Raw genomic sequence first — 12,272 nt, forward strand, 5'->3', positions numbered from 1 at the left:
GCGCTAAAAACGTATAGTTTAATAACATCTTCCACTATCATAACCATATCGTTAAGACTATAACTCAAATATAAAAACCAAGATATCTAAAGGTCTAGGCTTTAAAAGTCTATACAATACGAAAGATAAACAATGAACATTTTAGAATGATTCTAAGGTATCTCTCAATGTGTCTATCAATCGCGTGTTATCTTCGGGACTCCCCACTGTAATACGTAGCCATTCATCCAACCCATAGTCATTTAGAGGTCGTACGATGATGCCTTGTTTGAGTAGTGCGTCGTATATACCTTGTGCATCACCGACGTTCACCGTAACAAAGTTAGCCGCTGATGGCACAAAACCAAGACCCAAGGCATCAAATTGCTTACATAACCAGCGTCTCTGACCCTCATTAAGCTCAATTGTCTGCTCTATAAATAGCTGATCTTCTATTGCAGATGTTGCCGCCGCTTGAGCAAGCAAGCTGACATTAAAGGGCTGCCTGATACGATTGATAACCTTAGCAATCTCGATATGACATATTGCATATCCAACTCGCAAGCCCGCTAATCCATATGCTTTAGAGAAGGTTCGTACTATAATAACATTATCAAACTCATCAACGAGCGCACTATTATTCTCATCAAACGCATATTCTATATACGATTCATCTATTACCACTAAGACATGTTCTGGTACGGTTTTAACGAACTGATAGATGTCATCTTTGGATAGAAGTGTCCCAGTAGGATTATTAGGATTAGCGATAAACACCATGCGCGCATTCGATGTGTTTTGAACAGCATCTTGCATTGCTTCAAGATCATGTCCATACCGCTCTGCAGGGACTTCAACACCTACTGCGCCGAGCTTTTTAGTCAACGTTTTATAAGTATTGAACGAATATTGACTATAAATAATGGCATCATTATTACTCACAAATGTAGTTGCAATAATGTGCAGTAAATCATTAGAACCATTACCTAAAGTGAGCTGATTTAACTTTTTACCGGTTAATTTAGAAATGGCGGCTTTAAGCTCTACCGCTTTGGAATCAGGATATCTTGAAAGCTTACCAAGCTTCTCTGTGATAGCGAGGGTCACATAGGGTGAACAGCCTAAAGGATTGACATTGGTAGCCAGCTTTAAAACATCGCTTAACTCATAATCTCGCGCCAACTCTTCGACTTGTTTGTCAGATTCATAAGCTTGTAGCTCTAAAATACTGAGATAAGCAGGCGTTGCAAATGTTTTTTGACTCATAGTATTACCTAATTTATTCAAACCCAATTAATCCATTAATTGTAATATAGCTAAAATTCTAAGAATAGCTATTAAATGAGATGCATAATAAATAAACAGCCGATAGATGGCATCAATTCTAAATAACCGCTTTTGGATATGATCCTAAGATACGTACATCTCTCACTAACGGACGAATCTCTTCAATAGCATTTCGAACATTATCGTCTTTAATATGTCCTTCCATATCGATAAAGAAAACGTATGCCCAGTTGTTTGGGCGTTCTGGCCGTGTTTCAATACTGGTCATTGAAACGCCATATTTGGATAAAGGCTTTAATATCTCAATTAATGCGCCAGCTTTATCATGAGCAGAGACTAATATAGAGGTTTTGTCATGCCCTGAGGGTTCAATCTCTTCGCGTCCAATAATTAAGAAACGAGTCGTATTGTTTGGATTGTCCTCTATATTTTCGTGTAGCTTATATAAGTCATATTCAGCAACGGCTACATCACCGGCTATGGCAGCGGAATGCCACTCATTTTTAAGACGACGGGCAGCTTCCCCATTACTTGAAACTTGCACGCGTTCTACATTTGGATAATTGACATCAAGCCAATGACGACACTGCGCCAATGACTGCTGATGTGAATAAATACGACTTAGACTATCTACTTTAGTATGTTCAGCGACAATAAAATTTTGATGAATAGGAAGCTCAACTTCCCCTATAATTCTCAAATCGGAGGACAAAAACCCATCAAGGGTATGATTCACAACGCCTTCTGATGAGTTTTCGACTGGCACGACGCCATAAGAGGCTGTACCAGAAGCTACTTCGCGAAATACATCATTAATAGTTGTAAGCGGTACAGTAGTCGCTGCTTGCCCAAAGTGCTTAAGCGCGGCGGCGTGGGTGAAAGTTCCGACTGGACCCAAAAAAGCAATCTTTTGAGGTGCTTCAAGATCTAAGCATACTGACATAATCTCTCTAAACAAACGTGCCATTTTCTCATTACTTATGGGACTGTCTTCATCCTCGTTACGCGACATAATATTACGAAGAACTTGAGCTTCACGTTCAGGACGATAGAACACGGGATCGGTTTTATGATTTGAATCATTTGATATCTCTGACTCTGCTAAACGTTCTTTTTTATAAGTACCTACGTCTTGAGCGAGCTTTGCTCGCTTGTTTATAAGCTTTAAAATATGAGCGTCTACCGAATCAATTTGCTGACGTAGCTCGCCCAATGTATTTTCAGTTTCGTTTGATATGTCGACATTTGTTTCATTATTTGTGTCAACACTATCCGTACTTAGATTTTGATTAGAATTACTATTTGATGTCGACGTCATAGGATGGCCTGTATTTATGGTTTTACTATATAAGGTAAACCTAGTTAGCTGTTTTACTTATTTATTTGAAGTGTTTACGATGATACTATATCAAACTTCACTGCAGTTTTACCAACACTAGTACAAACTTAGCCATAACTCTGTTGCTAATTAACTCTACTAATGAGATTTGATAAATAACTGAATATTTGGGTTATAACAAAATTTTAATGGTTATACGATTCAATTAACACGAGTAGTTCACTATTTAACATCATTTACACCCTTATAAATAAATCAAGATAGGACTAATATGAGCGCTTTATCTCAACTTAAAACCATGACCACCATTGTTGCAGACACAGGTGACTTGAATGCAATTGCAAGATTAAAGCCTGTTGATGCCACTACCAATCCTAGCCTCATCACGAAGGCGTTGACCCACCCAGACAAGCAGGCCATGTTATCAGATACATTGAATCGTTTTTCAAATGATGGCGATCAAATGATTGATAATGTTATTGATAACCTGACTATTCAGGTAGGGTGTAACATATTGCAAATTATTGAAGGTCGCGTATCAACCGAAGTAGATGCAAGACTGTCATATGATACAGAAGCTACGATAGCAAAAGCGCATGAGTTTATGGCAGCTTATTCACGAGCTGGTATTGATAAGGATCGAATTTTAATCAAGATTGCCGCAACGTGGCAAGGCATCAAAGCTGCTGAGCAGTTGGAAAAAGAAGGCATACACTGTAATTTGACATTAATATTTGGACAACATCAAGCAGTGGCTTGTGCTGATGCGGGCGTTACGCTTATCTCTCCATTTGTTGGCAGAATTTTAGATTGGCAAAAACGTGAGCAAAACCGTCAAATTATTCCTATAGAGGATGACATGGGCGTTCAATCTGTTAAGCGTACGTATCAGTATTTCAAGCAGCATGGTTACCTGACGCAGGTAATGGGCGCAAGCTTTCGCAGTATTGATCAAATCTTAGCGCTGGCAGGGTGTGATCTGCTTACCATAGCGCCTAATCTTCTTGATGAGCTTGCACAGCTTGATACTGAAGTTACCCAACAACTATCTCCTAATATGCAAAGCGCACCGATGCCGAAAGTTAGTCTAGATGCTCGTGAATTTAACGACGCGTATGAAAGAGATAGCATCACTCAAGCGCTTCTGCCTCAAGGTATCGATGGTTTTATATCAGCTCGAGATGAATTGGCCAAAGCCCTTAAGCAACTCAAAAGATAGCTTTATACCAAGTCGCATTATTAGGATGCGCCCTTAGACATGGCACTTGTATTAACCGTTCGTATAGTAGCTGTCATAACGACTAATATTTGCCATAAATGCTCATACTTTATATAACTACTAATACTTGTCTTAACGAATTAATCAATAAAAAACTCTACCGTTTGGTAGAGTTTTTTTGGTTATTTTTGAGGCTATAACTAAGTCATTATATGACGTACAACAGATATATGAAGCATGGATAATTATTTTATAGGAAATGCTCCAACCATTAGCCTTCTAGTACCGTATAGATAGGAACAGGAAATTTATCATGTAATTCCGTCAGGTCTAATAATACGAGCACACCAGCAACGATATGACCTGCATCAATACATAATTGATAGGCCGTTTTTAAAGTACCCCCTGTTGCCAAAATGTCATCTACCAGCAGTACATTTGATTCAGATAAATCAGACTGAATCTCTAACGTATCTTTACCATACTCTAAAGAGTAAGCTTTATTAGCGACTGGCGGCGGCAGTTTACCTGGCTTACGTAATAATATCATGCCTTTACCTAAACGACCTGCAAGCAAACTTGCAAAGACAAAACCACGTGCTTCAATCGCCACTAAATAATCCACCTCATCAAGTAGGCCATCAGGCAGTGCGTCTAACATCGCATCTATGACTTCGTTAATATGCCCAAGTAATAAAGGCGTAATGTCGTAAAAATCAATGCCAGGCTTTGGAAAGTCTGGAACGGTACGTATAGCGTTCCATAAAGGATGAGTGGTTGTAGAAGCTCGTGCTTGGTTGTTCATACGGGTTTCCAGCTAAATAAAATAACGTTTATTTTAACACAACTATAGTCAGCGAACTAATAATCGGTTGTGGCGCTAACCATCTAGGCTAATATGAGCCTAATTAAGGTTATATGAGCTTCGTTAAGTTGAAATGAGCTTTGCAGAGTCTAACTACATAAATAATACTTGCACTCAGTTGCCTTGTAGCCATTTCAGACTTCTTTGACTATCTGGCACTGTTGTGACATTCTTCAATTTTAATATAAAAGAATTTGCTATAATCGACGCCATAGTTTTAGTACGATTCAATGGTTAAGTACATCGAAAATTTAAGTACAATAAACAAGAGGTATTAAATGAAAAAGTGGGAATGCATTATTTGTGGTTGGATATATGATGAAGCCTTAGGCAGCCCTGAAGATGGCATCTTACCAGGTACCAAATGGGATGACATCCCAGATGATTGGACTTGCCCCGATTGTGGCGTTAGCAAACTTGAATTTGAAATGGTAGAGCTCTAATCTATTGATAAATAGAGAGTATTAAATGTAGTAAAAATATATAAAAGATGTAGTTAATAATATTTATAAAAGGACGTTATCATGCCAGCGCACAAACAATCAAAGTTTGAGTGGTACCCTTCACCCTTATCTTCACTCATGCAACAAGCCATTATTCCTGTGTCTGAAGATATTGAACTGTGCGTAGAAGTTGGCGGCAATCCTGATAACCCCCCTTTATTATTAGTCATGGGATTAGCCTCTCAGCTGATCTTCTGGCCAGAGAATTTTATCAAGCGTTTGATTGATGCAGGTTTCTACGTAATACGCTTTGACAATAGAGATATAGGCCTCTCTACTAAAATAAAGCGTAGTGATTTACCCAATGTGAATACGATTTCGGCCATGTTTAAATTGCAATTCGGTTTAGATAATACCAAAACGCCAGTTGCCTATACCATTCATGATATGGCAGAAGACACCGCAGGATTGATTAAAGCCCTTGGTTATCGGAAAGTGAACGTATTAGGCGCATCAATGGGAGGAATAATTTCTCAAATATTAGCGGCGAAATATCCCGAGCTGGTGAGCCACTTAGCTTTGATATTTTCCACCAATAATAAGCCATTGTTGGCACCACCCCGCCCTAAGCAATTGTATACGCTGATCAAAAGGCCAGATAGCTATGCTGAAGAAGACATCGTTAATCACGGTAAATGGTTCATTAAAATCATAGGATCACAAGGTCATATTGATGAAAAAGCGGTAGAAGATGTGGCACGTCTGCGTTACAAACGCTCCTTTTATCCCCGAGGATCTGTGCAGCAATTAAAAGCAATCCTAATGACAGGATCTATTCAGACTTATAGCAAACAGATTCAAGCACCAACATTAGTATTACATGGCAGTCATGATGGGCTGTTACCGCCCTCGCATGGTAAAGCAGTTGCAAAAGACATTCCTAATGCAAGATTTAAGCTCATAAAAGGGATGTCTCATGATTTACCAGAATATTTTCAACCTTTTATCGTAAATGAACTTAAAAAACACATGCTGCAAAAGCATTAAGCGTATCGTACATCTCTTGTATTAGTATTTACTTATAGTTATGTATAATTAACTGTATATTTAAACCGCTTGTGTCAACAGTCTAAATGTCACGAAACTGACATTGTATTCATCTAGTCTTATACAACCATAACGTATCCAAAACCTCACTCATGCATATAAGACTAGGTTTAAATGATGTCCGATTCAAATTCGCTTTATTGCATTAAATCAAAACCATCTAAATATGCTCATTTTATGAAGGCATATAAAATAAGAACCCCCAAATATAAGTTTTATTTAGAGCGCGGTGGTAATGAAAATGATCCAATTATATTACTAATTATGGGGCTTGGCGCTCAATCCTTAGTTTGGTCGAATGTGTTTTGTGAGCGGTTAATACACAATGGCTTTCAAGTAATAAGATTTGATAATAGAGATATAGGTAAATCGAGCAAAATAAAACATAAGAACAAACTAACCAAAGAATATAAACAACTGTCAAAAAAATTAGCTTTACTTTCAAAATTTAAGTTAGGCATACCTTACAAATTAGAATCGGACAACATACCCTACACCCTATATGATATGGCAGAAGACGTTAATCAATTGATGCATGCTTTAGAAATAGGACGTTGTCATATCATAGGTATGTCGATGGGTGGAATGATCGCTCAAATCATAGCATCAAGATATCCAAAGAGGGTCTTAAAACTGGGGTTACTTGCCACCAGCAATAATAAACCTCTATTACCCTTACCGAAGTTAGATGCTTTAAATGCTTTACTCAAACCCGTATCAGATAGTAAAGACGATAAAGAAATTATAGATAACGCGTTACAACTACAACGGGTTATTGGGTCACCGCAATATTTTGATGAAAAGCGCGTACTGAACAAAACCACACTACTCTATGAGCGACGTTTTTACCCAAAAGGAGTACAGCGTCAACTTTTAGCGATACTTGCCACGGGTTCATTGGTTGATATAGATCGTAAAATCACCCAGCCTACTTTGATAGTACATGGATTAAAAGACAGACTGCTACCTGTTGCGCATGGGCATAGCTTAGCCAAAACCATACCGCAAGCGTCTTTAAAGTTAATACCAGATTTAGGACATGATATTCCACACACGCTGGCTAGATATCTGGCCGATGAATTTGCTGAACATTTTAATAAAGGGTGCGTTACAAAATTAGAGTAGCAGTATGCTGTGTCTAAATCAAAAACCTATTTCTATAAAACTAATCACCATACAACTTTTATCTATAAAAATATAAGCCTCTAAAACTATATTATTGAATAAATAATATGGGTTTAGAGGCTTATTAGTGTTTGATAAGTGTTTAAAATCAAAGACGCTTAATATTTAAATTTATTATAAATCTATTTCAAAACAGCCAACGTTAGCTTCGGTAATCAGCGTTTATACTTATATACTCATGAGATAAATCACAGGTATAAACCGTATCAGTCGCCTCTCCCACCCCTAAATCAATAGAAAGCTTAATCTCTGGTCGGCTCATTACAGCTTGCCCGCGTTCTTCGTTGTAGTCTTGATCAAGTTGACCACGCGTACAAATTGCAACGTCTTCAATAGCAACACTCACTTTATTAGGATCGATATCGTTGGCACCTGAATACCCTATTGCAGCGATGATACGCCCCCAATTAGGATCACTGGCAAAAAAGGCAGTTTTAACTAACGGAGAATGTGCCACGGCATACGCCACATCACAACAGTCTTCTACTGTACGTCCACCCGTAACCGTGACCGTTATGAACTTAGTCGCCCCTTCTCCATCACGGACGATTAAAGTCGCCAAACGTACAAATATCTCTTTTAAACCTTCGTACAACGCTTGATAATGAGGATGCTGGTCAGAATCAATCAGTTGTGAACTGTCGTCTCCAGTTGCCATAAGCACACAGCAATCATTGGTTGACGTATCACCATCTATGGTTATGCGGTTAAAAGACTGTTTGGTAAGTGACATTAGCATCTCATCGAGTACCAATTGCGATACCGTTGCATCAGTGGCCACATAAGCAAGCATTGTCGCCATATTAGGCCGAATCATACCTGCCCCTTTAGAGATGCCAGTAATGTTGTACAGCGTTGCATGATCAGTTGAATTATTAGTTGTATTGTCGGCTGAGCTATTAATTGAGCTATTCACCGCCACTTGTGTACTCGCAATTTTAGAAATTGTATCTGTAGTACGTATACCATCTGCAGCGGTTAACCAATTATCTTCAGACAAGTTAGCTATACAATCATCTAAACCTTCAATGATCGCATCACTATTAATTACCTCACCAATAACACCTGTGGAAAAAGGAAGGACTTGGTGGACCTTAACATCGGTTTTATTCGCTAAAGCCTGGCAGGTTTTTATAGCGCGATTATAACCCTCTTCACCAGTTGCAGCATTGGCGTTACCCGTATTTATTAGCAGAAAGCGCGGTGAGTGATGTCCACTCATTAATGACTGTAGGTGTTCACGCAATACGACAACCGGTGCAGCACAGCATTGATTGGTGGTAGTCACACAGGAAGTTTTGGTGGACTGACTAAGCTTAAATACGACCAGATCATTACGATCTTTGTATCGTACGCCAGCGGCGGTGACACCCAGGCTAATACCATTGATTGGGTGTATCTTATCAGGTGGAGCAATATTACCTACAGGCATAGCAGTCCTTATATATAAATCTAAAATGTATCAAGAGTTAAATAACATATTCTCAAAAGTTTAATAAACATAATATTAAACCAAAATAATCTTAAACGAACGTATAGCTAAATGCTTTTGAAATCAAACGATGCCCATATCGGTGCATGGTCCGATGGCTTTTCCATGGCTCTTAGCTCGTAACTGATACCCGCATCGGTGCATTTGTGTTTGATATCTTTTGTGCACAAGATGTGGTCGATTCTTAGACCTCGCTTTGGGTCATCATCGAATCCTCGGCTACGATAATCAAACCAGCTAAACTTTTCGTTCGAATCAGGATAAAACAGACGGTACGTATCGTACAGCTCACGGCTCATAAGTTCACGATACCATTCACGCTCTTCTGGCAGAAATGAGGTTTTACCATTTTTTAACCAGCGTTTTGCATTTATTTCGCCAATACCTATGTCGGTATCTTCAGGGGCAATATTCATATCTCCCATTAATATGATACTACGCCCCTCTGTATGTAGCGCATCAATATATCGGTTCAAAGAAGCGTAATATTCTCTTTTCATAGGAAATTTAATAGGATGATCGCGGCTTTCACCTTGAGGAAAATAACCATTTAATACATCAACTTCGTGACCATCGAATTCATAACGACAATGTATAAAGCGTTTTTGCGATTCTTCTAGGTCTTCTGGAAAGCCCTTATGTACAAAGATTGGTTTTACTTTTGACACCATAGCCACACCATAATGCGCTTTTTGTCCAAAGTACTCGATGTGATACCCAAGAGACTCTACCGCTTTGAGTGGAAATTGCTCATCATGAACCTTTGTTTCTTGAAGTCCCATAACATCGGGGTCAATAATATCTCGTACGGCTTCAAGCTGGTGCTGGCGTGCTCTTATTCCATTAATATTAAAGCTAACAAAACGTGTCATAGATGGTAATTTCCTAAATTTATTATTTAAATGCTATTTATATAATATTTATTGATAAGTTGATAATCTAATACTTAGTGCGCTATAGTCGGCGAACTTTTGAAGAGTCACGGTGTTAACCTCGTTAAGCCTACCCTAGTAGTACTAGCACTCGGTTGCCTTGTGACTACTTTAAAGTTCTTTGACTATAAATGACATTATAAAACTGCACGTATAAACAAAACTCTAATAAATAAAAACGAATTTATTAGGGCAATAACCTTACTGTAGACCAATTAGAGTCGCGATTTGAATACAGGATTCTATCATGCAGTCGATTTGCGCCGCCTTGCCAGAATTCCGCTTCATCTATAATAATTTCATAACCGCCCCAGAAATCTGGTGTTGGCACTTGTGTTCCTTCGGGGTATTTACGTTTTAATTCTATAAACTTATTATCAATTACTTGTCTACTTGCAACCTCTTCACTTTGAGGCTGACTGACCCAAGCACCTATCTGGCTTTCATAAGGTCTTTTTTGAAAATAGGCTTCAGTTTGTTCTCGGCTGATCTTTCTAATATCGCCCCGCAAACGTACTTGTCGCTGCATCGCATACCAATAAAACAAACACTCAGCATTCGGGTTTTGTTCTATATCTACGCCCTTATGACTCAAATAATTGGTATAAAATATAATACTATCATTCGTAATTTGACGTAATAAAACCGTCCTTACGCCTGGCATCATATCGTTTCCACAAGTTGCTAAACTCATGGCATAAGGTTCGGTGACATCATCGTCAATGGCTTCTTTTAACCAAGATTTTAATAGTTCAATAGGACTTGAAGGTATGCTATCTTCGCTTAATACACCTTTATCATAAGATTGTCTTCGATTAGATAAATCCATAATGATCCTTGAATTGAGTCAAATTTATGATACTGAGTCTGCTTATAACATATGCACTTTGAATGTTCATTCTAATACTTTAGTAAAGTATTTTATACTAAGCCATGACTCGCTTTACATCTTCTGCTAAACGCTGAGCCAATTGATGACACTCATCCTCATTATCAAGCTCCACCATGACGCGTATAAGTGGTTCTGTGCCAGATTGGCGAATTAAAATTCTTCCGCGACCTTCAATAGACTGGGTTGTATCATCAAATATACGAACAAGTTCAGGGAAATCATAAGGATTGCGCATCTCTTCTAAGCGTACATTAACTAAGCACTGGGGTAATAATTTAAAGCCATTGGTTAGTTCACTCAAGCTTTTTTTGGTTTTAACCATGATGCCTAAGACTTGCATGCCCGCAATTATGGCGTCTCCTGTTCGGCTCTGATCTAGGCATAAGATATGACCTGAGGGTTCGCCGCCCAAGATCCAACCTTTGTTATCCAATCCTTGCATCACATATCGATCACCAACATCTGAACGCTCTAGAGGGATATTCTCAGCTTGTAGGGCAAGTTGTAACCCCATGTTCGTCATTTTAGTGCCAACTACCCCTTGAGCCTTAGTCTCAGCTTTAGTAGCTAGAATGTATAAAATGCCATCGCCATTTATCAATTCACCATTTTCATCTACCATAATAATGCGGTCGCCATCACCATCCAAAGCAATACCAACGTCGGCCTTATGCTCTAGTACCGCTTGTTGTAAAGATTCGGGATGTGTGGATCCACAGTTGTCATTAATGTTTATACCATTAGGTTTGTTATGAATTGAAATAACATCAGCCCCTAGCTCTTTTAGGACTCTTGGACCAACACTATAGCCAGACCCGTTAGCGCAATCAATCACGATTTTTAAATCGGATAGATCATATAGATATGGAAAACTTCCTTTACAATATTCGATATAACGACCCTTAGCGTCATTAATTCGATGGTGCTTTCCAAGGTTTGACGAATCATCTAATTCGTAGTTGGCATGACCTTCAACAATACCCTTAAGCTTTTGGTTTATAGCATCTTGCATCTCATCACTAAGCTTACGCCCATCGGCTGAAAAGAATTTGATGCCATTATCGTAATAAGGATTGTGTGAGGCTGATATCACGACACCTGCATCAGCATGAAAGCTGCGGGTCAAGTGAGCAATAGCAGGAGTTGGTAAAGGGCCAACCATATGTACATCTACACCTGCTGAGTTAAAGCCTGCTTGTAATGCCGCTTCAATGACATAACCCGATAAACGCGTATCTTTCCCTATAATCACGCTTGGCTTTTTGTTTGGGTTATTGTTATTCTCAACCAATACTTGGCCGGTAACGTATCCAAGCTTTAAGATAAAATCTGGTGTTATTGGAAACTTACCAAATAGACCGCGAATGCCATCCGTGCCAAAATAACTCATATCGTCCTCACAATAGTGCTTAATCAATTTATTTTTGGTGTTATACCATATTCAAAATTTTATAGAGTCATGGTTAATCAATTTAAATAGTATTAACCAAGCGTACTTACTCTTAGGGTAGGCTTAAATAGGGTTACGCTGT

Annotated in this window: 11 protein-coding genes; 4 read left to right on the forward strand and 7 right to left on the reverse strand. The window is 38.7% G+C overall.

The annotated features are described in order from the left end of the window. Window positions 1–141: 141 nt before the first annotated feature. Window positions 142–1,245 carry a histidinol-phosphate transaminase gene (gene hisC, locus AC21OH_RS04440; RefSeq protein WP_487370356.1) on the reverse strand — a complete coding sequence of 368 codons (1,104 nt, stop codon included), beginning with the start codon at window positions 1,243–1,245 and terminating at the stop codon, window positions 142–144. Window positions 1,246–1,363: 118 nt separating this feature from the next. Continuing rightward, complete coding sequence (gene pheA / locus AC21OH_RS04445; RefSeq protein ID WP_486535437.1) at window positions 1,364–2,584, reverse strand: prephenate dehydratase; 1,221 nt, start codon at window positions 2,582–2,584, stop codon at window positions 1,364–1,366. Between the two features lie 292 nt (window positions 2,585–2,876). On the opposite strand from pheA, the gene AC21OH_RS04450 reads away from it, so the two are divergent. Next, window positions 2,877–3,824: a transaldolase gene (locus tag AC21OH_RS04450; protein WP_487370355.1), complete on the forward strand. Its 948-nt coding sequence runs from the start codon at window positions 2,877–2,879 to the stop codon at window positions 3,822–3,824. 271 nt (window positions 3,825–4,095) lie between these two features. Here the strand turns inward: AC21OH_RS04450 and AC21OH_RS04455 are convergent, their stop codons facing one another. Beyond that, entirely contained in the window at window positions 4,096–4,629 is a 534-nt protein-coding gene (locus AC21OH_RS04455) for an adenine phosphoribosyltransferase (RefSeq protein WP_487370354.1), read from the reverse strand. Between the two features lie 338 nt (window positions 4,630–4,967). Between AC21OH_RS04455 and AC21OH_RS04460 the strand changes: the two genes are divergently transcribed. The 3 genes from AC21OH_RS04460 (at window position 4,968) to AC21OH_RS04470 (ending at window position 7,364) form a co-directional block, all read left to right on the forward strand. Beyond that, the gene (locus tag AC21OH_RS04460) at window positions 4,968–5,132 is read left to right on the forward strand and encodes a rubredoxin (RefSeq protein WP_486535434.1); all 165 of its coding nucleotides are present in this window, start codon (window positions 4,968–4,970) and stop codon (window positions 5,130–5,132) included. Window positions 5,133–5,213: 81 nt separating this feature from the next. Beyond that, window positions 5,214–6,179, forward strand: coding sequence for an alpha/beta fold hydrolase (locus AC21OH_RS04465; RefSeq protein ID WP_487370353.1), 966 nt, complete (start codon window positions 5,214–5,216; stop codon window positions 6,177–6,179). A gap of 237 nt (window positions 6,180–6,416) precedes the next feature. Continuing rightward, window positions 6,417–7,364: an alpha/beta fold hydrolase gene (locus AC21OH_RS04470; protein ID WP_487370352.1), complete on the forward strand. Its 948-nt coding sequence runs from the start codon at window positions 6,417–6,419 to the stop codon at window positions 7,362–7,364. 202 nt (window positions 7,365–7,566) lie between these two features. Here the strand turns inward: AC21OH_RS04470 and argJ are convergent, their stop codons facing one another. The 4 genes from argJ to glmM all read right to left on the reverse strand — a co-directional run bounded on the left by argJ (window position 7,567) and on the right by glmM (window position 12,130). Continuing rightward, window positions 7,567–8,856, reverse strand: a complete 1,290-nt coding sequence (argJ, locus tag AC21OH_RS04475; protein WP_487370351.1) for a bifunctional glutamate N-acetyltransferase/amino-acid acetyltransferase ArgJ — start codon at window positions 8,854–8,856, stop codon at window positions 7,567–7,569. A gap of 107 nt (window positions 8,857–8,963) precedes the next feature. Continuing rightward, entirely contained in the window at window positions 8,964–9,788 is an 825-nt protein-coding gene (gene xthA / locus AC21OH_RS04480) for an exodeoxyribonuclease III (protein WP_487370350.1), read from the reverse strand. Between the two features lie 247 nt (window positions 9,789–10,035). Then, on the reverse strand, window positions 10,036–10,677 hold the full coding sequence (gene pdxH, locus AC21OH_RS04485) for a pyridoxamine 5'-phosphate oxidase (RefSeq protein WP_487370349.1): 642 nt from the start codon (window positions 10,675–10,677) through the stop codon (window positions 10,036–10,038). A 97-nt stretch (window positions 10,678–10,774) separates the two neighbouring features. Further along, window positions 10,775–12,130 (reverse strand): phosphoglucosamine mutase, encoded by a 1,356-nt coding sequence (gene glmM / locus AC21OH_RS04490; RefSeq protein ID WP_487370348.1) that lies wholly within the window; start codon window positions 12,128–12,130, stop codon window positions 10,775–10,777. Between the last annotated feature and the right edge of the window lie 142 nt (window positions 12,131–12,272).

Source organism: Psychrobacter sp. CX10 (assembly GCF_057621575.2).